This window comes from Massilia sp. LXY-6 (assembly GCF_051233485.1).
In the GTDB taxonomy this organism is placed as follows: domain Bacteria; phylum Pseudomonadota; class Gammaproteobacteria; order Burkholderiales; family Burkholderiaceae_D; genus Telluria.
Map to the genome: position 1 here is coordinate 116,292 of NZ_JBKFGF010000046.1, position 21,399 is coordinate 137,690.

At 65.7% G+C, this 21,399-nt stretch carries 22 protein-coding genes; 8 read left to right on the forward strand and 14 right to left on the reverse strand.

All coding sequences use genetic code 11. The annotated features are described in order from the left end of the window. Window positions 1–34: 34 nt before the first annotated feature. From ACI48D_RS19895 to ACI48D_RS19925, 7 genes are all read left to right on the forward strand, one after another. A complete protein-coding gene (locus ACI48D_RS19895; protein ID WP_435572979.1) occupies window positions 35–922 on the forward strand; it encodes a BadF/BadG/BcrA/BcrD ATPase family protein in 888 nt (295 codons plus the stop codon). Further along, a complete protein-coding gene (gene nagA / locus ACI48D_RS19900) occupies window positions 919–2,022 on the forward strand; it encodes an N-acetylglucosamine-6-phosphate deacetylase (protein ID WP_435572980.1) in 1,104 nt (367 codons plus the stop codon). Before ACI48D_RS19895 ends, nagA begins: the two co-directional genes overlap by 4 nt. 13 nt (window positions 2,023–2,035) lie before the next feature. Then, a complete protein-coding gene (locus tag ACI48D_RS19905) occupies window positions 2,036–3,046 on the forward strand; it encodes an SIS domain-containing protein (RefSeq protein WP_435573002.1) in 1,011 nt (336 codons plus the stop codon). A 19-nt stretch (window positions 3,047–3,065) separates the two neighbouring features. Then, window positions 3,066–4,544, forward strand: coding sequence for a beta-N-acetylhexosaminidase (nagZ, locus tag ACI48D_RS19910; RefSeq protein ID WP_435572981.1), 1,479 nt, complete (start codon window positions 3,066–3,068; stop codon window positions 4,542–4,544). Window positions 4,545–4,695: 151 nt separating this feature from the next. Next, window positions 4,696–6,000 (forward strand): tetratricopeptide repeat protein, encoded by a 1,305-nt coding sequence (locus ACI48D_RS19915; protein ID WP_435572982.1) that lies wholly within the window; start codon window positions 4,696–4,698, stop codon window positions 5,998–6,000. 146 nt (window positions 6,001–6,146) lie between these two features. Then, the gene (locus ACI48D_RS19920) at window positions 6,147–7,214 is read left to right on the forward strand and encodes a flavodoxin family protein (RefSeq protein WP_435572983.1); all 1,068 of its coding nucleotides are present in this window, start codon (window positions 6,147–6,149) and stop codon (window positions 7,212–7,214) included. Between the two features lie 69 nt (window positions 7,215–7,283). Beyond that, on the forward strand, window positions 7,284–8,024 hold the full coding sequence (locus tag ACI48D_RS19925) for a GntR family transcriptional regulator (protein WP_435572984.1): 741 nt from the start codon (window positions 7,284–7,286) through the stop codon (window positions 8,022–8,024). A 39-nt stretch (window positions 8,025–8,063) separates the two neighbouring features. On the opposite strand, the gene ACI48D_RS19930 is transcribed toward ACI48D_RS19925, so the two are convergent. The 10 genes from ACI48D_RS19930 to rpsP all read right to left on the reverse strand — a co-directional run bounded on the left by ACI48D_RS19930 (window position 8,064) and on the right by rpsP (window position 16,908). Continuing rightward, window positions 8,064–8,855 (reverse strand): SDR family oxidoreductase, encoded by a 792-nt coding sequence (locus tag ACI48D_RS19930; RefSeq protein ID WP_435572985.1) that lies wholly within the window; start codon window positions 8,853–8,855, stop codon window positions 8,064–8,066. 152 nt (window positions 8,856–9,007) lie between these two features. Continuing rightward, on the reverse strand, window positions 9,008–11,782 hold the full coding sequence (locus ACI48D_RS19935; protein ID WP_435572986.1) for a M16 family metallopeptidase: 2,775 nt from the start codon (window positions 11,780–11,782) through the stop codon (window positions 9,008–9,010). Window positions 11,783–11,956: 174 nt separating this feature from the next. Next, window positions 11,957–12,406 carry a CBS domain-containing protein gene (locus tag ACI48D_RS19940; protein ID WP_435572987.1) on the reverse strand — a complete coding sequence of 150 codons (450 nt, stop codon included), beginning with the start codon at window positions 12,404–12,406 and terminating at the stop codon, window positions 11,957–11,959. Between the two features lie 85 nt (window positions 12,407–12,491). Then, entirely contained in the window at window positions 12,492–12,842 is a 351-nt protein-coding gene (locus tag ACI48D_RS19945) for a DUF3579 domain-containing protein (RefSeq protein WP_435572988.1), read from the reverse strand. A 106-nt stretch (window positions 12,843–12,948) separates the two neighbouring features. Continuing rightward, on the reverse strand, window positions 12,949–13,908 hold the full coding sequence (locus tag ACI48D_RS19950; protein ID WP_435572989.1) for a CobD/CbiB family protein: 960 nt from the start codon (window positions 13,906–13,908) through the stop codon (window positions 12,949–12,951). Between the two features lie 130 nt (window positions 13,909–14,038). Beyond that, window positions 14,039–14,731, reverse strand: coding sequence for a CoA pyrophosphatase (locus ACI48D_RS19955; protein WP_435572990.1), 693 nt, complete (start codon window positions 14,729–14,731; stop codon window positions 14,039–14,041). A gap of 34 nt (window positions 14,732–14,765) precedes the next feature. Continuing rightward, window positions 14,766–15,146, reverse strand: a complete 381-nt coding sequence (rplS, locus tag ACI48D_RS19960) for a 50S ribosomal protein L19 (RefSeq protein WP_258844539.1) — start codon at window positions 15,144–15,146, stop codon at window positions 14,766–14,768. Between the two features lie 108 nt (window positions 15,147–15,254). Further along, on the reverse strand, window positions 15,255–16,016 hold the full coding sequence (gene trmD / locus ACI48D_RS19965) for a tRNA (guanosine(37)-N1)-methyltransferase TrmD (RefSeq protein WP_435572991.1): 762 nt from the start codon (window positions 16,014–16,016) through the stop codon (window positions 15,255–15,257). Between the two features lie 35 nt (window positions 16,017–16,051). Next, window positions 16,052–16,627: a ribosome maturation factor RimM gene (gene rimM, locus ACI48D_RS19970; protein ID WP_435572992.1), complete on the reverse strand. Its 576-nt coding sequence runs from the start codon at window positions 16,625–16,627 to the stop codon at window positions 16,052–16,054. Window positions 16,628–16,659: 32 nt separating this feature from the next. After that, the gene (gene rpsP / locus ACI48D_RS19975) at window positions 16,660–16,908 is read right to left on the reverse strand and encodes a 30S ribosomal protein S16 (protein WP_047825634.1); all 249 of its coding nucleotides are present in this window, start codon (window positions 16,906–16,908) and stop codon (window positions 16,660–16,662) included. A gap of 248 nt (window positions 16,909–17,156) precedes the next feature. On the opposite strand from rpsP, the gene ACI48D_RS19980 reads away from it, so the two are divergent. Continuing rightward, window positions 17,157–17,570: a TM2 domain-containing protein gene (locus ACI48D_RS19980; protein ID WP_435572993.1), complete on the forward strand. Its 414-nt coding sequence runs from the start codon at window positions 17,157–17,159 to the stop codon at window positions 17,568–17,570. Window positions 17,571–17,589: 19 nt separating this feature from the next. Here the strand turns inward: ACI48D_RS19980 and ACI48D_RS19985 are convergent, their stop codons facing one another. From ACI48D_RS19985 to ACI48D_RS20000, 4 genes are all read right to left on the reverse strand, one after another. Then, the gene (locus ACI48D_RS19985) at window positions 17,590–18,330 is read right to left on the reverse strand and encodes a hypothetical protein (RefSeq protein ID WP_435572994.1); all 741 of its coding nucleotides are present in this window, start codon (window positions 18,328–18,330) and stop codon (window positions 17,590–17,592) included. A gap of 243 nt (window positions 18,331–18,573) precedes the next feature. Further along, entirely contained in the window at window positions 18,574–18,969 is a 396-nt protein-coding gene (locus tag ACI48D_RS19990; RefSeq protein ID WP_435572995.1) for a hypothetical protein, read from the reverse strand. Between the two features lie 220 nt (window positions 18,970–19,189). Then, on the reverse strand, window positions 19,190–20,980 hold the full coding sequence (locus tag ACI48D_RS19995) for an acyl-CoA dehydrogenase (RefSeq protein WP_435572996.1): 1,791 nt from the start codon (window positions 20,978–20,980) through the stop codon (window positions 19,190–19,192). Window positions 20,981–21,119: 139 nt separating this feature from the next. Continuing rightward, window positions 21,120–21,399 (reverse strand): electron transfer flavoprotein subunit alpha/FixB family protein (locus ACI48D_RS20000; RefSeq protein WP_435572997.1); only part of this gene is annotated, 280 nt, incomplete at its 5' end.

The window sequence follows — 21,399 nt, forward strand, 5'->3', positions numbered from 1 at the left end:
ATAGTGCGCTGACCTTTCCGGCACGAGCTTCAACATGATTGATTATCTGATCGGCGTCGACGGCGGCGGCACCGGCACCCGCGTGCGCCTCGCGCGCGCCGACGGCGCCGAAATTGCCCAGGGCGCCGGCGGCCCCTCCGGCCTGGGCCTGGGCATCGCCCGCGCCTGGGACGCGGTCCAGCAGGCCGTGGCCGCAGCCTTCGCGGCCGGCGGCGTCCAGCAGCCTTCCCCCGAACGCCTTGCCATCGGCCTCGGCCTGGCCGGCGTGCACAACAAGCAGTGGGCGGCCGAGTTCACGGCCGCCAATCCCGGCTATGCGGCGATCCGCCTCGAGACCGACGGCTTCACGACCCTGATGGGCGCCCACGGCGGCGCACCCGGCGCCATCGTCGCGATCGGCACCGGCAGCGTCGGCGAAGTACTGTTCGCGGACGGCACCCGGCGTGAAGTCGGCGGCTGGGGCTTCCCGGCCGGCGACGAAGCCAGCGGCGGCTGGATCGGCCTGCGCGCCATCGCCCACATCGAACAGGTGCTGGACGGCCGGCGCCCACGCAGCGCCTTCGCCGACAGCGTGATCGAGGCCTGCGGCGGCCATCGCGACGCGATCCAGGTCTGGCTCGGCAAGGCCTCCCAGACTGCCTACGCCAGCCTGGCCCCGCTGGTGCTGCGCCATGCGGATGACCCGGCGGCCGGCGACCCGGCGGCGCGCGCGATCCTGCTCGACGCCGGCCGTGAAGTCGCCGCCATCGCCCATGCGCTCGACCCCGACGCCGCGCTGCCGCTGGCCCTGTGCGGCGGCCTGGGCGCCGCGCTGCGCAACTTCCTGCCCGCCGGGCTGCTGGCCCGCGCCACGGCGCCGCAGGGCGATTCGGCGGCCGGCGCATTGCGCATGATCGCGCTTCATATCAAGGACCGCCAATGAAAGGCAATATCCTCACCCCCGGCGGCTGGATCCGCGGCGAAGTCCGCGTCAGCAGCGGCGAACCGAACACCATCGCCGCCATCGACGGCCAGCCCGCCGATCCCTCGGCCAACGGCGACGACTACATCCTGCCCGGCTTCATCGACCTGCACGTGCACGGCGGCGCCGGACGCGACATGATGGAAGGCGGCGACGCCCCGCACGTGATCGCGCGCCTGCACGCGAAGCACGGCACCACCAGCCTGCTGGCCACCACCATGACCGCGCCCGTCGAGGACATCGAACGCGCATTGAGCGCCATCGGGACCGCCTGCAAGGAGCGCGGCAAGGACGAGGCGCGCATCCTCGGCGTGCACTTGGAAGGCCCGTACATCAACTCGGGCAAGCTGGGCGCCCAGCCGCCGTTCGCGCGCGAAGCCTCGATGGAGGAAGTCAGGCGCTTCAACGATGAAGCGCCGCTGCGCCTGATTACCGTGGCGCCCGAGATCGACGGCCACCTGGCCCTGGTCCGTCAAATGGCCGACGCCGGCATCCGCGTGCAGATCGGCCACACCAACGGTTCCTACGAGGATGGCGTCAAGGCGCTGGAGCACGGTGCGGCCGGCTTCACCCACCTGTTCAACGCGATGCCCGGCCTGCACCACCGCGAACCCGGCATGGCCGGCGCCGCGCTGGCGCATGGCGAGTATGCCGAGATCATCCCCGACCTGCTGCACGTGCACCCGGGCGCGATCAAGGTCGCGCTGCGCAGCATCCCGAAGCTGTTCTGCGTGACCGATTCGACCGCCGCCGCCGGCATGCCGGACGGCCAGTACATGCTGGGCCGCCAGGTCGTCCATAAATGCATGGGCGGCGTGCGCCTGGCCGACGGTACCCTGGCCGGCAGCACGCTGACCATGGACCAGGCGCTGCGCAACCTGGTCTCGATCGGCCTGTCGATCGAAGACGCCTCGCGCCGCGTGTCCACGAATGCCGCCGATTATTTAGGCGAAAGCCGCCGCGGGCGCCTGGCGCCGGGCTGCTTCGCCGACCTGGTCGTCCTCGACCGCAACTTGTGCATTAAAGCTGTCTGTATCGAAGGAGAATTGTGTGAGCTCTGAACCCACCTCGCTGATGCTGGAAGAAGCCGTATCCGCCGCCGATTGCGTCGCCCTGCAACTGTCGAACGACGTCGAGCGCTACGCGGAACTCGGCCGGCGCCTGGCATCGACCGACTTCCACAACGTGGTGACGGTGGCACGCGGCAGTTCGGACCACGCCTCGAACTATTTCGCCTACCTGACCATGGCGCGCCTCGGCCGCCTGGTGACCTCGCTGCCGATGTCGCTGGTGACGCTGTATAAATCGCCGCTGCAGACCAGGGGCACGCTGGCGGTGTCGATCTCGCAGTCCGGCCAGAGCCCGGACGTGGTCGAGCCGATCCGCTACTTCCGCGACGGCGGCGCCACCACGGTCGCGCTGGTCAACGACGTGGAATCGCCGCTGGCCGCGGCCGCCGAATGGGCGCTGCCGCTGCATGCCGGCAAGGAACTGAGCGTGGCCGCGACCAAGAGCTTCATCACCAGCCTGAGCGCGGGCGCGCGCCTGGTGGCCGAATGGCAGGGCGACGATGAGCTGAAGGAAGGCCTGCGCGCCCTGCCCGACGCCCTCGGCCGCGCGGCGCACACCGACTGGTCGAAGGCCATCGACGTGCTGGCGCCCGCACGCAACATCATGGTGGTCGGGCGCGGCATCAGCTTCCCGGTGGCGCTGGAAGCGGCCCTGAAGTTCAAGGAGACCTCGGCGCTGCAGGCCGAAGCCTTCTCCGGCGCCGAGATCAAGCACGGCCCGATGGCGCTGATCGAGGAAGGCTATCCGCTGCTGATCTTCGCGACCCGCGGCCCGGCCCAGGCCGGCCAGGTGGCGCTGGCCGAGGAGATGCGCGGACGCGGCGCGCGCGTGCTGCTGGCGGCGCCGCAAGACGTGCCGGGCCGCGACCTCGACCTGCCGGTGGCTTCCACGCCCGACCTCGATCCGCTCGTCGCGATCCAGGCCTTCTACGTGATGGCGGCGCAACTGGCGAAGGCGCGCGGCCTGAACCCGGACCAGCCGCGCCACCTGAGCAAGGTCACCAGAACGAATTGAATCGACCGGATCGAATACGATGAGCGATTACAGGAAACTCGCCGGCCAGCTGATCATGATCCGGCTGTTCGGCACCGAACTGGACGAGGACAGCGCCGCCTTCATCCGCGAGCACAAGGTGCGCGGGGCCTGCCTGTTCCGCCAGAACATGACGGACGCGGCCCAGCTGACCCGTTTCACGGGAGCCCTGCTGGATGCCATGGGTCCGCAAGCCCTGATCGCGCTCGACCAGGAAGGCGGCGCCGTGGTGCGCTCGCTGTGGGTGCCGCCGCCGCCGTCGGCGATGGCGCTGGGCGCGGCCGACGACCCGGCCTTGGCGAAGGACGTCGGCGCCGCCGTCGCCCGCGCCGTGAAGGCCATGGGCTTCAACTGGAACTTCGCGCCGGTGCTGGACCTGAACAACAATCCGCTCAACCCGGTCATCGCCGAACGCTCCTTCGGCGCCGACCCGGTGCGCGCGGCCGAACTGGCGATGGCCTGGATGGACGGCAGCGAGCTTGAAGGCGTGGCCTGCTGCGTCAAGCATTTCCCCGGCCACGGCGACACCCACGTCGACTCGCACCGCGACCTGCCCACGGTCGACAAGATTCTTCCCGAGCTGGAACGCTTCGAGTTCGCGCCCTTCCGCGCCGCCGCCCCGCATGCGCCGGCCGTGATGACCGCCCACATCGTCTACCCGGCACTCGATCCGCAGCACCCGGCCACCATGTCGCGTGCGATCCTGACCGACCTGCTGCGCGGGACCATGGGCTACGAGGGCGTGATCATCACCGACGGCATGGACATGCACGCGATCGCGCACCGCTACGGCGCCGGCCAGGCCGCCGTGAACGCCCTGGCGGCCGGGGCCGACATGGTGATGGCGATCGGCAGCCGCGAGACGCAGGAAGAGACACTGGATGCGATCGCCGCCGCGATCGCCGACGGCAGGCTGCCGATGGACGCCGTCCAGGCTCGCCTGGACCGGCTCGACAAGCTGGCGCAGGCGCATCCGGCCGGCAGCGCCCCCTACGCGACCGACGCCGAAGACCGCGCCCTGATGTCACGCGCCTGGCGCCGCGCGCTCACTACACGCGGCACGCCGCCGCGCCCCGCGCCGGGCAGCCGCCTGCGCCTGGTCGCGCGCCAGGACGTGGTCAGCGACGGCGTATCGGAAGCCGGGGTGCCGGCGGCGCAGATTGCCGCCTCGCTGGGCAAGCTGTACGACGTCGAACTGGCGACCTTCGCCGATCCGGAAAGCTTCGCCTGGGACGCCCTGCCGCAGGACGGCCGCCTGACGGTGCTGGCGTCCACGTCGCGCCGCCGCTACGGCCCGCATGCACGCGCCACCTGGCGCCCCGACCTGCACCTGGCCCTGTGGAACCCGTACCAGGCGCTCGACTTTGCCGCTCCCGCCCTGATGACCTACGGCTTCGCGCCGCCGGCACTGGAGGCCGTCAATGCCTGGCTGGCGGGCGAGATCGAGGCCGAGGGCGTGTGCCCGGTGCCGGGGTTTTGATTGCTGGAATGCAGGTGCGGTAACGCATTGTAACGACGACTCCGCCCCTGCTCCGGCTGGGGCACAATTGTCCGGCCCCCATTCAGCGGTTTGTGGGACAATGCACGCTTTGTCATAGTTTCATCATCGTCATTAAAGAGAAGGATTATTCATGTCCCAATTCCGTTTTGCCCGCCTAGCCCTGATGCTGGCCGCCATTGGCCTGAACGCTGCGCCGGCCCTGATGCACGGCGCCTACGCGCAAGACAAGAACGCCCAGGCCGCCGCCCAGCCGAAGCCGGATACGGTCCGCCCGGAATTGTTCAAGCTGCTCGACCCGGCACAGGTCAAGCCGCTGATGGATGCGAAGAACTACACGGAAGTGCAGAATCGCGTCAACCAGGCCGAAGCCTTCCCGGACAAGACTCCGTATGAAACCTATGTGCTGAACCGCATGAAGCTGTCGCTGGCCACCGCCAGCGGCAACGAGCAGGCCTCGATCGCGGCACTGGAAGCGATCCTTGCCTCGGGCAAGCTGCCGGATGCCGACAAGGCGCAGTTCACCCAGGCCCTGGCCGGCATGTACTACAACGCCAAGAACTATCCGAAAGCCATCGAATGGTTCAAGCGCTTCCAGGCTGAAAACCCGAACTCGGACGCGGCGACCGCGCCGCTGGTGCGTTCCTACTACCTGAGCAACGACTTCGCGAACGCGATGAAGCTGCTGCGTCCGCAACTGGAAGCCGCGCAAAAGAGCGGCAAGGCACCGTCGTCGGAAGACCTACGCCTGTACGCCTCGGCCGCCAACCGCGTCAAGGACGACAACGCCTACCTGTACGGCCTCGAGCAGCTGATCACCTACTATCCGAACGACGATTACTGGATGGACACGATCAACCGCGGCGTCGTGCGCAAGCCGGGCTTCCAGGAAGTCAACATCACCGACGTGCTGCGCCTCGAATTCGCGGCCGTCAAAGTGATGACGCCGGAGATGTACACCGAACTGGCCGAGCTGGCCCTGAAGGACGGCTTCCCGACCGAAGCCAAGAAGGTCGTCGACGCCGGCTTCGCCGCCGGCGCACTGGGCACCGGCAGCGCGGCCGCCCAGCACCGCCAGCTGCGCGACCGCGCCACCAAGGAAGCCGCCAACGACGCCAAGAACATCGCGTCCGGCGAAGCCTCGGCCGCCAAGTCCAAAACCGGCGCCGGCCTAGTCAACCTGGGCTGGGCCTATGTGACCATGGACCAGTTCGACAAGGGCATCGGTTTCATCGAGCAGGGTATCGCCAAGGGCGGCCTGAAGCAGCCTGACGAAGCCAGGGTGCGCCTGGGCATGGCCTACCTGCGCGCCGGCCAGAAGGACAAGGCAATCCAGACCTTCCAGACCGTGAAAGCGGGCGGCGGCCTGTCCGACATCGCCAAGTACGCCATCGTGCTGGCGAACCACCCGAACCCGGGCGGCAGCAACGCGAAGTAAGCTCGCCGAGCCGGCATCGGCATTGCCGGAAGGCGGTGCGGTCCCAAGGGCCGCACCGCCTTTTTCATTCCTGTGTTAGCTGGCGTACCGGCTACAACAGGACCCTGTTCCATAATCGGCGCGGAACCTCTTCCGAAAGGCCGGTCATGACCACCGTACGCAAGGGCCAGGCGCCCGCCAAGCTCGACCGAGACGAATTCCGCCTGCGCTTCTCCCGCAACTTCTTCGATCCGCTCTACGAGCAAGTGGGCCATGAACTGGCCGCCGTCGAGGAAGTGGCCTGGCAAGCCTACATCAAGTCGCACAAGGCGCCGTCGACCGTGAAGGCGGGGCCGGGCTTTGCCGATCCCGACTACGAGGTCTCGGTCGAGTGGATGGAGGCGCGCGACCGCCTGCTGGCCGCCGAAGCCAAGCAGAAGGAGCCGACAACGCTCAGCCGTATCCTCCTGATCAATGGGGCCGCGCGCAACGACGGCTCCTGCCCCGGTGAGATTTCCAAAACCTGGCGCCTAAGCAAAATGTGCGAGGAAGTCCTGCTGGCAGAGGGCTTCGACACCGACCTGCTCGACCTGTCCCTCCTCACTTCCGACTTCGACCGCCACATCCACCCGTGTAAAGCCTGCGTGTCGACCGCGATGCCGCTGTGTCACTGGCCCTGCAGCTGCTATCCGAACCACTCGCTGCACCAGAACAACGACTGGATGAACGAGATCTACGAGCGCTGGGTGCAGGCGCATGGCGTCATCATCCTCACCCCGGTCTACTGGTACCAGGTGCCGGCCGTGCTGAAGCTGATGATCGACCGCCTGGTCTGCGCCGATGGCGGCAACCCCGACCCCAGCTCGACCCACGGCAAGGAAGCGGAGGAAGCCAAGGCGCTGGAAAAGGACTGGGACTACCCGAAGCACCTGGCCGGGCGCGCCTACGGCCTGGTGGTGCACGGCGACGTGGCCGGCATCGAGGGCACCCGCCGCTCGCTGTCCGACTGGCTGGACTGGATGGGCCTGGTCTCGGCCAGCCCGACCTCGCAGCTCGACCGCTACGTCGGCTACTACGAATCGTATGCCGACAGCCACGCGACCCTGGACCGCGACACCGCCTTCCAGGAAGAGGTGCGCAACGTCGCGCGCGCGGTGGGCGCGACGGTGCGGGACATCCGCTCGGGCAAGCGGGTAGAGGTGAACCGCGGGCTGTCCAACCCGCGGCCAAAATAGAGGGTCAGAAAGGCGGTCTTTATTTGGTATGATCGGCGGATCATTCCACTCGATCCGCTTATCCGCCGCATGTCCTCTCTCGCGCAGTTGATGCACCACCTCTCCGCCACCAGCAACCTGCCGCTCTACCAGCAGTTGCAGCGCGCCCTGCGCGAAGCGATCGACCGCGGCGTCTACGGTCCCGCCGAGGCGCTGCCGGCCGAGCGCCAGCTGGCGTCCGAACTGGACATCTCGCGCATCACGGTGCGCAAGGCGATCGACGGCCTGGTCGAGGAAGGTTTATTGGTGCGGCGCCCGGGCTCGGGCAATTTCATCAATACGCGCATCGAAAAGAATTTCGCCAAGCTGACCTCGTTCTCCGAGGACATGCGCTCGCGCGGCAGGACCCCGCGCAGCGTCTGGCTGAAGCGTTCGGAAGGGACCGTGACGCCGGAAGAGGCGCTGCGCCTGCGCCTGTCGCCGGGCGCGGCGGTGTACCGCTTCCACCGCATCCGCTACGCCGACGACATGCCGATGTGCCTGGAATACGCGACCATCGCCGCCTCCGCCCTGCCCTCGCTGGATGCGGTCGACACCTCGATGTACGAGGCGCTGGAAGCGGCCGGCAAGCGCCCGGTGCGGGCGCTGCAACGGCTGTCGGCGCTGCTGCTGAACGCCGAGCAGGCCAAGCTGCTGCAATCGAAGGAAGGCGATGCCGGGCTGTGCGTCGAGCGGCTGGGCTTCCTGCCGGATGGGCAGGCGGTGGAGTTTTGCCGGTCCTACTTCCGCGGCGATATGTACGACTTCGTGGCGGAACTGAGCGCCACGTAATGTCATGATGGGCACGTGGTGCCCACGGTCGGGCGGCGATTACATTGCGGTGAGGCCGCCGTCGATGGCCAACTGGTGGCCGGTGACGAAGGACGCCTGCTCCGAGCACAGCCACAGGGCCGCGCTGGCGACTTCGGCCGGCTCGGCGATGCGGCCCATCGGGTGGGCGGCCTTGAGTTTCTTGTCGCGGCCCGGCTCGCGCTCGAGCATGCGGACCAGCATCGGCGTCTTCACGGCACCCGGGCACAGGCTGTTCACGCGGATGCCGGACTTGGCGTACTCCACGGCCGCGGTCTTGGTCAGGCCGACCACCGCATGCTTGGACGCCGCGTAGATGGCACGGTTCGGCGCCGCCACCAGGCCGCCGGCGTCGGCCACGTTGCAGATCACGCCGCCGCCTTCCTGGTTCAGCATCTGGCGCAACTGGCTCTTCATGCACAGCCAGACGCCCTTGACGTTGACGCTCATGATGCGGTCGAACTGCTCGTCCCCGCCCTCGGCCAGCGGCAGGGATTCCTCCTCGATGCCGGCGCCGTTCACGGCGACGTCGATGCGGCCGTAGTGCGACACCGCCTTGTCGACCAGCGCGTCGACCTCGGCGGCCGACGTTACATTCGTTTTAACGAACAAGGCCTTGCCGCCGGCCTCGACGATGAGCGCGGCGGTCATGTGGCCGCCGTCGACCGAATTGTCGGCAACCACCACGCAGGCGCCTGCGCGCCCGAATGCCAGCGCCATCGCGCGCCCGATGCCGCCGGCGGCGCCCGTTACCAGCGCTACCTTGCCGGCGTAGGAAATCCCGCTCGGCGGCGCCTTGGTCATGCCCTTCATGATGCTTCCTTCACAATATTTCAGCGCAACGTTTGCTGCCTATTAGCAATACTTCAAACAGGCAACATCATAGCGCCCGCACCGGGCATTGACCAAGTTTCTCAGCCTTTTCTTCAAATACAGAACGGCTGAGTGTTGCATTCATGCGTGTCTCAACGTGCCGGCTTGGCTTTGGCCAAGTCGCCCGCCATCACAACCGACAAGGTCGACGGATCAATGGCCTTGCGGAAGGCCGCGTTCAGCTGCGGCAAGGTGACCGCCATCATGCGTTTTTCGAACTCGGCCGACCATTCGTAGGTCTTGCCACGGTACAGGTAGGAAGTCCAGCCGGCCGCCAGTGCACCGTCGTCGGCACGGTTCTGGATCCTCTGTTGCATGAGACCGGATTTGGCACCGTTTAGTTCCGCAGCCGTGAAGCCATCCTTGAGGGCGCGCGCCAGTTCCTCGTGCACGGCGGCGTCGACCTTGGCCAGGTTTTGCGGCGCCGCGATGGCGCTGAGCGCGAACATGCCGGCGCGGTCGAAATCGCCCGCCACGAGCTGGGTGCCGCCGCCGTAGGACAGGCCTTCCTTCTGGCGGATGCGGTCGAGCAGGCGCGACTTCAGGCCGCCGCCGCCGCCGAAGATGTAATCGGCCAGCATCAGCGCCGGATAGTCGGGGTCGTCGATGTTCAGGTCGAGATTCATACGCGCGAGGTAGAACCCGTTCTCCTTATCGGGCGCGTTCAACATCTGGTGTATGGGCGCGATCTTCGCGTACTTGCGCAGCACGGGTGCCACGTGCATCGGCGCCTTCCAGCGGCCGAACAGGCCGTCGACCAGCGGCACGATCTCCTTGGCGTCGAAATCGCCGACGATGGCCAGTTCGGCCGGGTTGCTGCCGTAGTAGTCGTGATGGAAGGCCTTGACCTGGTCCAGGGTGGCGCCCTTCAGGTCGGCGATGTCCTCTTCGAGCGTGGTCTCGTGGCGGATGTCGCCCTTCGGGTAGATGTCGAAATGCTCGTTCAGCGCGCGCGAGGCGACGTTTGTCGGTTCGCCGCGGCTGGCTTCCAGGGCCACCAGCGACTGCCGGCGCAGCTGCTCGAATTCCGTTTGCGGGAAGCTCGGCTCCTTCAGCACATGGGCGACCAGTTCGAGGGCTTCCGCCAGGTGCTCGCGGGTGGTCTGGAAATGGGTCAGGCCGCCGGAGACCTTCAGCTTGTCGAAGGCGTCGGCCAGCTGCACGCGGTCGTAGCGGGCGGTGCCGCGCATCAGCATGGCCGCCGTCAAGCCCGGCACCGCGCCCTTGCCGAACAGGTTCTGCTCGTCACCGAAGTGCTGGCGCAGGTCGACCGTGACGGTTTGGCCACGGTTCTTCTTCGGCAGCAGGGCCAGCTTGACGCCGCCCGCCGTGGTGAGCGTGGTGCGCTTCATGATGTTGGCCTGGGTCGGCTCGAAATCCTCGGCGCTCAGGGTCGAGGCTTGCGGCTTGAAGTCCTTCAGCAGGCTTTCCACGCTCGGCGCCGGCGGAACCACCGCGCGCTGCGGATTATCGTCCGGCAGGAAGGTGCCGGTCACGCGGTTGTCGCGCTTGAAGTAGCGGCCCGCGGCCGCGGCCACTTGGTCGGCGGTGATCTTCCGGACGCGGTCCCGTCCGACGAAGAACAGGCGCCAGTCGCCCAGCGCGACGGTTTCGGACAGCGCCACGCCGACTTGCTGCGGATCGTTCAGGCTGCGCTCGAAACCGTTCAGGTAGCTGCGCTTGGTGCGCTCCATTTCCTCGGCCGTCGGCGGATGCTGGGCGAAGCTTTCCACTGCCTCGGTCAGGGCGGCGCGCACGGGTTCGATCGGCTCGCCTTTCTTGACCACGGCGCCGAAGTACTGCAGGCCGGGCGCATAGCCGGTCTGTGCGAAAGAGAACACCTGGCTGGCCTTGCCGGTCTCGACCAGCAACTTGTGCAGGCGGCCGGTCGGCACGTCGCCCAGGATGGTCGAAGAGAAGCTCAGCACGTCGCTGTCGTCGTGCAGGCCGGACGGCACGTGGTAGGCCACGGCGACGATCTGGACGTCGCCCTGGCGCCGCACCATGAAGCTGCGCTCGCCGTCCTGGGTCGGCTCGACGGTCCAGAAATCGGGCAGCGTGCGCTTGGGCTTCGGGATCGCGCCGAACAGCTTGCCGATCGAGCGCAGGGTCTGGTTCGGGTCGAACTTGCCGGCCACCAGCAGCACGGCGTTATCCGGCTGGTAATAGGTGCGATAGAAATTCTGCAGGTTCGAGATCTTGACGTTCTCGATGTCGCTCTTGTTGCCGATCGTCGCGCGGCCATAGGCGTGCCAGTCGTAGGCGACGCTCTGCATGCGCTTCATCAGCACGGACGACGGCGAGTTCTCGCCCTCCTCGTACTCGTTGCGCACGACCGTCATCTCGGAATCGAGGTCCTTCTTGGCGATGAAGGAATGGGTCATGCGGTCGGCTTCCATCTCCAGCGCCCACTGCAGATTTTCCGGTGAGGCCTGGAACACCTCGTAGTAATTGGTGCGGTCCAGCGAGGTGCTGCCGTTGAACTGCATGCCGCGGTCGGAAAACTGGGCCGTGATGTCGCGGTGCCTGGGCGAGCCCTTGAAAATCAGGTGTTCGAGCAGGTGGGCCATGCCGGTTTCGCCGTAGTTCTCGTGGCGCGAGCCGACCAGGTAGGTGACGTTGACGGTCACGGTCGGGCGCGAGGAATCCGGGAACAGCAGCACCTTCAGGCCGTTCGGCAGGCGGTATTCGGTGATGCCTTCGACCGACGGCCCCTGCAGCACGCCCTTCGGCAGCGTTGCGGGCGCATTCGGCACATCAGGCGTACTCGGCGCACGCTGGGACCAGGCCGGGCCGGCGCCGCTTGCGGCGAGGCTGCCGACGATCACGTATGCGGCCGCGCCGCGCTGCAGGAAGCTCGAGCTCATGTCACCCCGTCTGTTCTGTCATGTCTGTCGTAATGGGTGCCGTGCGATTCGTGCACGGCAGCGCAGCATGGTAACAGAGGCAGACTTAGGGCTGGCTTACCGGTTTGCAACCCAGCAATCCAATGTCGGTTAGTTGCAGTTTAAAAGGGTCGCAGTGCGGTAAAAAGCCCGGCTCTACTGCCGGGCCCGCCGTTCGTGCTGTTGCTGGTAGGGACTGATGCGGGACAGTTCTTCCATCTCTTCGGCCAGGAAGGTCAGCAGGTCGTCGGCACTGACGATGCCGGCCAGTGCGCCGCTGTCGGAGACGACCGGCACGCGCCGGATCCCGCGCAGGCGCATGCGTTCGATGGTGGCGTAGACGTCGTCGTTCTCGCCGGCCGTGAGCAGATCGTCGGTCATGATGTCGCCCACCTGCAGGCCGAGGGGGTCGAGACCGAGGGCGATGACGGAAACCACGATATCGCGGTCGGTGACGATGCCGACGGGAATGCGCTCACCGTCCGGCTCCTCGACCACGACGAGGTCGCCGACGTGATGCTTGCGCATGAGGAATGCCGCTCCCTGCACGCTTTCATCGCGGGAGCAGCACACGGTATCCGTGGTGCTGAGCTTTCCGACTTCCATCGCCTCCTCCATCGTCAAGCGCTTACGCTAACGCCGAAAGGTAGAACAGCTTTGACCTATATTAAACCAAAGCTGCGACGGAAGATCAAACGCCAGGTTTCTTTTCGCCGGGCGGCGGGACGTAGCAGGCGTCGACCACTTGCAGGTCGTTGTCCTTGGCGAAATTCACCACGAAGTGATAGGCCAGCGGTTCGACGCTCTTGAGGGCATTGTTCACCACCACGGACTTGACGCCGTTGACGACGGTCGGGTGGACGTAGGGCGAGAACTTCAGGTGCGCGTTGGGTCCGCCGCTGCCCGCTGGGCGGAAGCACGACATGACGCCGCACAGACGCTCAGCCCAGTCACTCGGGCGGAATTGCCTGCCTTTACTTGTAACGCCGAGAATGAAAAATTCGTCGGCGAGTTCTTTCGCGGTTTGCGGTAACTCGGCCATAGTGCTGCTTGCTGAAACATGAAGCGTGGATGAGAACAACCCCAGTATTATATCTTATAGAAGACCTGGGGACGAGCCTTTACAGTCTCGTCCTCTTCCGGAGTGTTTAACCAAGCAATACTGCACCGGAAAGCAGGAGCAGGAGCAGCATCCATAATAACAGCGCGCGCCAGACCAGGCCGACGGTGCTCTGGAGTGCGCGCACGCTTGGCTCCTCGCCCGGCAACACGTCGGCCTCGCTGTCGGAGAGCTCGACGGTGGCGGCATCGAGCGGCACGATGCGCGGTGCGGTTTCAAGCGGCGACCCGAGGCGCACGCCCATGGCGCCGCCGCCGGCCGCCAGGATGATGCCTTTCGACTCGTCGGCCCAGCGGCCGGCGAAGTTGCGCCAGGCATAGATCGCGTCCTCGAAGTTGCCGACCACGGCGAAGGCGATCGCGGTCAGGCGCACCGGAATCCAGTCGATCCAGTAAAAGGCGCGCGCAGCGAACTGGCCGAAGGCTTCGTTGCGCATGTGGTCGGGTTCGTTCCAGGCGCGCGCCAGGTATTCGGAGACGCGGTACATGACGGCGCAGGCGGGGCCGAGCGGCATCAGGAACCAGAAGAACACGCCGAACACGTTGCGGTGGGTCGTGATCAGCGATTTTTCGACGGCCAGGCGGGCGATCTCGGCGCTGTCCATGCCGACCGTGTCGATCCGGGTCCACTCCGCCAGCAGGGTGCGCGCGGTGGCTTCGTCGCCGGCGTTCAGGGCGAACTGGATCGAGGTGAAATAATGGCTGTAGTGGCGGAAACCGAGGGTCAGGTAGACGATCAGCACGTTCCAGGCGAAGGCCGCGAACACCAGGCCGTAATGCAGCAGCACCCAGTACACGATCGCGGTCGGCAGCATCAGCCCGGCCATCATCAGGAACCAGCCCAGCCGGCCATGGCTCACCTGGCCGGCGTTGAACCAGGCCTCGATGCGCATGGCGAAGCGCTTGATCTCGGCGTAGATCTGGTTATCTGCGCGCAGCGGCTTTAACTGCTCGATGAGCAGCGCGCACAGAATCGAAAAGAAAGTCATTCACGGTCCTTTGAATTGTTGCCAGGCTTCATTGCCCGCTACGATAGCGCAGAGGACCGTTTGAAGCAATGCGGCGTTCACCGCCCAATTCCGATCGGATGCCGTCCCCGCGCCGGCGGGGATCCAGGTTTTATGCTCGCAGGAGGTGAAACAGGTTGCGCAGCATGCCGGCCGTGGCGCCCCAGATGAAAAAGCGCTCGTAGGGCATGGCGTAGAAATTGCGCCGCCCTGCCCCTTCCGGCAGCTCGAAGGACATGCGCTGGTGGTTCATGCCGCTCATCAGGAAGGCCAGCGGGACTTCGAAGATCTCGGCGACTTCGTTCGATTCGGCGATGAGCTCGAACGGCGGTGTGACCAGGCCGACCACCGGGGTCACCAGGTAGCTCGATGCGGTGATGTGCTCGGGCAGCACGCCGATGATCTCGACGTGGCGGCGCGCCAGGCCGATCTCTTCCTCGGTTTCGCGCAGCGCGGTTTCGATCGGCGAGGAGTCGAGCTCTTCGACACTGCCGCCGGGGAAACTGACTTGCCCGGCGTGGTGGTTCAGGTGGGCGGTGCGCTGGGTCAGCAGGACCGTCAGGCCTTCGGGGCGCTGCACGATCGGCACCAGTACGGCGGCGCGGCGCAGCACGGGAAAACGCGTGCGCAAGTCTTGCGGCAGCTCCGGCTCCCAGGCTGCCGGATGCGCCAGGCGCTGGCGCAGCCAGGCAGCCTGCAGGCGCTCGGGCGGCAGGGCGGCTTCGCCGGCGATCGCATCGACGGGCAAACTTTGGGGATCGAGATGCAGTTTTACCAAAACGGACTCCAGAAAAGAAAAAGGCATCCGTTTGGATGCCTTTTCCATGCTACTAGCGCTATTACTGAGCGGCAGCGGCGGTCTTGCGGGTCGGCAGTTTCTCTTTGATACGTGCCGATTTGCCCGAACGCTCACGCAGGTAGTACAGCTTCGCACGGCGCACATCACCACGACGCTTCACTTCGATCGAAGCGATCAGCGGCGAGTACAGCTGGAAAGTACGCTCGACGCCTTCGCCCGACGAGATCTTACGAACGATGAAGTTCGAGTTCAGGCCGCGATTACGACGCGAGATGACCACGCCTTCGTATGCCTGGGCGCGCTTGCGGTTGCCTTCGACGACGTTGACGCTGACGACAACGGTGTCGCCCGGTGCGAAATCAGGGATATTGCGGCCGAGGCGCGCAATTTCTTCTTGCTCGAGTTGCTGGATCAGATCCATTGTATGACTCCTGTAACCATCTTGCCGGCGCTGTACTGGTTGCCCGGTAGAGGATGGGATTAAATATCGGGTTGTTACGCCCGCTTTTACACCAACACGGTGCAAATCTCAGTCGGCCGCCTGTTCCAGGCTGGCCAAAAACTTTTCATCGGCCTTCGTCAAACGACCGGCGCTGCGCGCCAGGTCCAGCAAGTCGGGCCGTTTCTTCGCGGTCGCCGCCAGCTGCTGCTGCCGGCGCCACTTCATGATCTCGGCGTGGTTACCGCCCATCAGTACCGGCGGCACGGACACGCCTTCGTACACTTCCGGACGTGTGTAATGCGGCGAATCCAGCAAGCCGTTGACGAAACTGTCTTCGACCGCCGAGGCGTCGTCGCCCAGCACACCCGGCAATTGCCGCACCACGGCATCCATCAGCGCCATCGCCGGCAATTCTCCGCCGGACAGCACGAAGTCGCCGAGGGAAATCTCCTCGTCGACGCAGCGGTCCAGCAAGCGCTGGTCGACCGCTTCGTAGCGGCCGCACAGCACGACCAGCCCGGGCTCGTCCTTCAGCGCCATCACGCGCTCGTGCGTCAGCGGTTTGCCCTGCGGCGACATGAACACCACGCGCGGCGCCGGCAAGCCCAGTTCGACCTGGCGCTGCTTTGCTGCATTGATCGTCGCTTCGAGCGGCTTGGCCAGCATCACCATGCCGGGACCGCCGCCATACGGGCGGTCGTCGACGGTGCGGTGGCGGTCCTGCGTGAAATCGCGCGGATTCCAGATCGACAGCTTCCACAAGCCCTGCTCGTGCGCGCGCCGGGTCACACCCGACTGCGTCAGTGCGGCGAACATTTCGGGAAACAAGCTCACGACGTCAAACTGCATCGGGACCTCGTCTCTTCAGGAACTTCGGGATGGGGTCAATAATCCAGGCCCCAGTCCAGGGTAATCAATTTTGCCTTCAGGTCGACGGTCTTGACGAACTGGTCCACGAACGGCACCAGGCGTTCTTCCGCTTTCGCTTCCGGCGCACTGGGGTCAAGGGGAGCCACGATACGCAAGATGGACTGCGGCCCGTTGCTCATCATGTCGGCGACCTTCCCGAGGGCTTCGCCCTGCAGGTTCACGGCATCCAGGCCGATCAGGTCCGACCAGTAGTATTCGTCTTCCGGCAGTTGCGGAAAATCCGCCCGCGACACCTGCACCGTTGCGCCCTTGAGCGCTTCGGCCACGTTGCGTTCGGTGACATCGACCAGGGTAGCGGTGACATCGCCGCTATGGTACTTCGCGCTGCGCACCTGGACGGGACGCAGCGCCGGCTTGTCGAGCCACCAAGTTTTCACGTTCAGCAGCGCATCGGCATCCGTCGAGTAAGGCGTGACGCGGATACCGCCACGAAGCCCGTAGGCGCCGGTGATGTGCCCGACCTGGACCAGGTCGCCGGGGATCTGGCCAAGCTCCTGTGGGACCTTGGCCCCTGCTGCTGAATCGGTCAAACCAGTAAAACCTTTGCTACTTGGTGTGCTGCTTAGGCAGCAACTTGCTGGCCAGCGACCAGACGAGCAACGGTCGGCGACAGTTGCGCGCCAACGCCTTGCCAGTAGGCCAGACGGTCAGCGGTGATGTTCAGGCCAACTTCCTTGCCCGAAGCCATCGGGTTGTAGAAACCGATGCGCTCGATGAAACGGCCATCGCGACGGTTGCGCGAATCGGTTGCAACGATGTTGTAGAACGGGCGCTTCTTGGCACCACCACGAGCTAAACGAATAACGACCATAATATTTCCAAAAAATTGTGCTGGACGGAGAAAGCCGACGATTATAGCGCGCCGCGCCGTGCCTCAGCAAGCGTTTGTATAAAAAACAAATAACCCGGCGCGCAGACCGGCCGAATCCAGCATTATCGCTCATTTTTCTCGCCAGCGCTACCATCGGCAAGGCCCGGCGACGGCCTGGTGGCGCGGCCAGCCGTTTTGCACGATACTGGAATCTTTCCTTTTCATAACAGCAGGAGCGCCCAGCTTCGATGTCGACACACAAGAACAAGATCCTCGCCACTGCCCTCGCTTTCATCCTCGGCGGCCTGGGCATCCACCGCTTTTACCTGAGGGGCGGCGTCGACCGGCTCGGCCTGCTGCACGTCTGCAGCCTGCCGGCGGCCGGCCTTGTCTACGGCCTGGGTCACGCGCCGAATCGATTCTGGGTGCTGCTGCCCATCTTCATCTCCTGCATCGCGGGCTTCGTCGAAGCACTCGCCATCGGCGTGACGCCGGACGAGAAATGGGATGCCAGGTTCAACCCGGCATCCGGCCGGCAATCGCGGTCGAACTGGCTGCTCGCCGTGCTGCTGGTGCTGACCATGCTGGTCGGCGCCACCGCCGTGATTGCGACGATCTCACGCCTGTTCGACCTGCTCTACACGGGCGGCGCCTACGGCTGACGCATCCACGCGCCGGCCGTCACAAGCCGCTGGTGCTCCAGTGGAAGCGCAGCAGCTCGGCGGGCGGCGTGCCGGTGACGATCACGATCTCCTTGTGGGCTTCGAGGGTGATATCGTCGGGATTCTGCGTGATCTTCGTGATCCGTTCGTTCTGGACCACGTAGAACGTCGGCGCGCCCGGCAGCCCGGCCACCTCGGCGGGGCTCAGGGTCTGGCCCCATAGCGAGAAGAACTGCCCCAGCGTGAAGACCTTGGGCACCGCGGTTTCGACGTGGATCACGCCGGTGCCGTCATGGGTATGCATATCGTAGTGGCAGGCGCGGCGGCCGATGTTCTTCGGCAGCGCCAGGCGCATTCCGTTCCGGTAGATCGAGATCATCGCGTGGATGTGGTATGCCTCGCTGCTGGCGCAGGCGACGCCGTCGATGGGAGCCGTCCCCGTATAGCTCCAGTCCGACCAGTAGGGGGTGCTCAAGGCCTCGACCGCCTGGACCTCGGTATAGCCTGGCGCCAGGTGCAATTCGGGCGGTGGCGGCGGGGCCGGATCGGTGGGCGGCGGCGCAGGCGGCGTCGGCGGCGTCGGGGTGGTCGGCGGGGCCGGTGGAGCCGGCGGCGTGGGCGTCGCCGGCGTCGGTGCCTCCGGACCGGACACCGGCGGCGTGGGCGGATCGTTGCCACCACCACCGCAGGCACCCAGCGCGGACAGCATCGCCAGGCTGATCGTCATCTGCGACATCCTTCTAGGCTTCATGGTGAACATGCTTGCTCCTTCTTGTCAGGCCCTGCGTTGGAAACGTGGAATGGGTGCGGACTCGACGATTTTATGCGGAATGCATCAAGCGGAAATTTAAGGACGCTCAAGTGCGGCGGGATACGCGCACAGGGGTCTGTGCGGCACAACATTTTGCCGCCGGCGGCCTAATACGGTGACGAGAAAACTGGCGGGGTGAAAGCCGCGGCACGGCGGCCGCGGCCCTGGTGGCGTTTACCCGGGATCCCGGGATCAGTCATGGTCCTTCTCGCACTCCTTTCCGTGGTCCTTGTCATGGCCCTTGTCGCAATCCCTGCCGATCTTCTTGCTGGCATCGACGAGGTCGTCGAGCAGGTGATCCAGCTTGCGTACCGCGACGCCCAGACGTTCCAGAGCTTCCTTCAGGAAGCCCTTGTACTCGTCACGCTCCCTCTTGTACTTGCAGGCCGCCCTCTTCCACTCATCACGCTCCTTCTTGTACTCGTCGCGTTCCTTCCTGTACTCATCACGCTCCCGCTTGTACTCGTCGCGCTCCTTCTTGCACTTGCAGTACTCGTCGTGGTCGTGGTCGTGCCGGCACTCCTTGTCGTGGTCGTGATTGTGGCCGTGGTCGTGATCGCGGTCCTCGTCGTATGCCTCGTTACCCATGGTGTTTCTCCTCATCGAGCCGACTCAGATTGGTGGGCCGCGCGGCTCATGCGCGGCTTGAGAACACGTTAGTTCCGTCTGGATGAGCCCGCTTTGAGGCCAGCTAAAGCTTATGCACAATGGATAACAGGAAAGAAATCTGTCCTGAAAATGAAAAGCGGCCCGCAAGGGCCGCCCGATACCGCACGCGCGGCCGTGGCCGCGCCGAAAACGCGATGCGTCAGAACTGCTCGACCTCCAGCGCCAGCACGCCGGCGCTGCCGTCGACGATCGCGTGGCGCAGGCCATCCGCCTGCGACAGGACATGGTCGGCGAAGAAGCGCGCCGTGCCGATCTTGGCACGGTAGAAGGCGGCATCGCCCTCGCCCGCATCCAGCTTGCGCTGCGCGACCAGGGCCGCGCGCGCCATCTGCCAGCCGCCCAGCACGATGCCGGCCAGCTTCAGGTAGAGCACGCTGCCGGCGAACACCGCGCGCGGGTCCGACTTGGTATGTGCAACCACGAAGTCGACCACCTGCTCCAGTGCGGCGCTGCCGGCCGCCAGCTGCGAACGGATTCCGGCGAAGTCCGCACCCTGCTGCTCGGCCAATGCCGCCTCGGTAGCGCGGACCTGGGCGATGATCGACTTGGCCACCGCGCCACCGTCGCGCACCGTCTTGCGGCCGACCAGGTCGTTGGCCTGGATCGCGGTCGTGCCTTCGTAGATGGTCAGGATCTTGGCGTCGCGGTAGTGCTGGGCCGCGCCGGTCTCTTCGATGAAGCCCATGCCGCCGTGTACCTGCACGCCGTCGCGCGCCACGTTCTCCGACATCTCGGTCGACCAGCCCTTGATGACCGGGACCAGGTATTCGTAGATCGCCAGGTTGGCCTTGCGGGTCGCTTCCTCCGGATGGCTGTGGGCGATGTCGCTGTACGCCGCGCCCACATACGCCAGCGCGCGCGCCGCCTCGGTCTGCGAACGCATCGACATCAGCATGCGGCGCACGTCCGGATGGTTGATGATGGCGACCGGGCCGCTCGATCCTTCGACGGCGCGCGACTGGACGCGCTCCTTGGCGAAGGCCACCGCCTGCTGGTAGGCGTGCTCGGCCAGGCCGACGCCCTGCATGCCGACGCCGAAGCGGGCCGCGTTCATCATGATGAACATGTATTCCAGGCCGCGGTTCTCTGCGCCGACCAGGGTGCCGATCGCGCCGCCGTGGTCGCCGAACTGCAGCACCGCGGTCGGGCTGGCCTTGATGCCCAGCTTGTGTTCGATCGAGACGCAGTGCACGTCGTTGCGCTCGCCCAGTGAGCCATCCTCGTTGACCAGGAACTTCGGCACGATGAACAGCGAGATCCCCTTCACGCCCGGGGGCGCATCCGGCGTGCGCGCCAGCACCAGGTGGATGATGTTCTCGGCCATGTCATGCTCGCCGTAGGTGATGAAGATCTTGGTGCCGAAGACCTTATAGGTGCCGTCGCCCTGCGGGACGGCGCGGGTGCGCACGGCGGCCAGGTCGGAGCCGGCCTGCGGCTCGGTCAGGTTCATGGTGCCGGTCCACTTGCCGGAGATGAGCGGCTCGATGAAGCGCGTCTTCTGCTCGTCCGTGCCGGCGGTCAGCAGGGCTTCGATGGCGCCGTCGGTCAGCAGGGCGACCAGCGCGAACGCCAGGTTGGCGCCGTGCAGCATCTCCATGCACGGGGTGGCGACCAGCTTCGGCAAGCCCTGGCCGCCGAATTCGACCGGATGCTGCACACCTTGCCAGCCGGCTTCAGCGAAGGCGGTGAAGGCTTCGCGGAAGCCCTTCGAAGTGGTGACGCTGCCGTCTTTCCAGAAGCTCGGCTCCTTGTCGCCCGCATGGTTCAGCGGGGCGACGACTTCGCCGCAGAATTTGGCGTTCTCTTCCAGCACCGCCTCGACGGTGTCCGGGGTCGCATCCTCGCAGCCCGGCAACTGGTTGATCTCGGCCAGGTTGGCCAGTTCGTTCACGACGAACAGCATGTCTTTCAAAGGGGCGTTGTAGCTCACTTTGGTCTCCTGATTTTTCGTTTACGTAAACGTCAAATGTCGGTCGTGAAAAAGGCGGGAACCCATGCGAGTGAGAGAAGCGCTATCTTGTGCGATTCCGGTTGGCTCAGTATGGGTTCCCGCCTGCGCGGGAAGTCGTTTAGCCGAGTTCCTTGACCAGCGCGGGCACGATCTCGAACAGGTCGCCGACGATGCCGTAGTCGGCCACCGAGAAGATCGGCGCTTCCGGATCCTTGTTGATGGCGACGATGGTCTTCGAGTCCTTCATGCCGGCCAGGTGCTGGATCGCGCCGGAAATACCCACCGCGATGTACAGGGTCGGCGCGACGATCTTGCCGGTCTGGCCGACCTGCCAGTCGTTCGGCACATAGCCGGCGTCCACCGCGGCGCGCGAGGCACCCATGGCGGCGCCCAGCTTG

Coding starts and splice junctions, on each gene's coding strand:
- ACI48D_RS19950 (WP_435572989.1), bottom strand. CDS start 13,908: ATGACTTTCTTTTCGATTCTGTGCGCGCTGCTCATCGAGCAGTTAAAG.
- ACI48D_RS19915 (WP_435572982.1), top strand. CDS start 4,696: ATGTCCCAATTCCGTTTTGCCCGCCTAGCCCTGATGCTGGCCGCCATT.
- rpsP (WP_047825634.1), bottom strand. CDS start 16,908: ATGGTCGTTATTCGTTTAGCTCGTGGTGGTGCCAAGAAGCGCCCGTTC.
- ACI48D_RS19990 (WP_435572995.1), bottom strand. CDS start 18,969: ATGGGTAACGAGGCATACGACGAGGACCGCGATCACGACCACGGCCAC.
- nagA (WP_435572980.1), top strand. CDS start 919: ATGAAAGGCAATATCCTCACCCCCGGCGGCTGGATCCGCGGCGAAGTC.
- ACI48D_RS19920 (WP_435572983.1), top strand. CDS start 6,147: ATGACCACCGTACGCAAGGGCCAGGCGCCCGCCAAGCTCGACCGAGAC.
- ACI48D_RS19925 (WP_435572984.1), top strand. CDS start 7,284: ATGTCCTCTCTCGCGCAGTTGATGCACCACCTCTCCGCCACCAGCAAC.
- ACI48D_RS19895 (WP_435572979.1), top strand. CDS start 35: ATGATTGATTATCTGATCGGCGTCGACGGCGGCGGCACCGGCACCCGC.
- nagZ (WP_435572981.1), top strand. CDS start 3,066: ATGAGCGATTACAGGAAACTCGCCGGCCAGCTGATCATGATCCGGCTG.
- ACI48D_RS19935 (WP_435572986.1), bottom strand. CDS start 11,782: ATGAGCTCGAGCTTCCTGCAGCGCGGCGCGGCCGCATACGTGATCGTC.
- rplS (WP_258844539.1), bottom strand. CDS start 15,146: ATGGATCTGATCCAGCAACTCGAGCAAGAAGAAATTGCGCGCCTCGGC.
- ACI48D_RS19955 (WP_435572990.1), bottom strand. CDS start 14,731: ATGCCTTTTTCTTTTCTGGAGTCCGTTTTGGTAAAACTGCATCTCGAT.
- ACI48D_RS19940 (WP_435572987.1), bottom strand. CDS start 12,406: ATGGAAGTCGGAAAGCTCAGCACCACGGATACCGTGTGCTGCTCCCGC.
- ACI48D_RS19945 (WP_435572988.1), bottom strand. CDS start 12,842: ATGGCCGAGTTACCGCAAACCGCGAAAGAACTCGCCGACGAATTTTTC.
- ACI48D_RS19980 (WP_435572993.1), top strand. CDS start 17,157: ATGTCGACACACAAGAACAAGATCCTCGCCACTGCCCTCGCTTTCATC.
- trmD (WP_435572991.1), bottom strand. CDS start 16,016: ATGCAGTTTGACGTCGTGAGCTTGTTTCCCGAAATGTTCGCCGCACTG.
- ACI48D_RS19985 (WP_435572994.1), bottom strand. CDS start 18,330: ATGTTCACCATGAAGCCTAGAAGGATGTCGCAGATGACGATCAGCCTG.
- ACI48D_RS19905 (WP_435573002.1), top strand. CDS start 2,036: ATGCTGGAAGAAGCCGTATCCGCCGCCGATTGCGTCGCCCTGCAACTG.
- ACI48D_RS19930 (WP_435572985.1), bottom strand. CDS start 8,855: ATGAAGGGCATGACCAAGGCGCCGCCGAGCGGGATTTCCTACGCCGGC.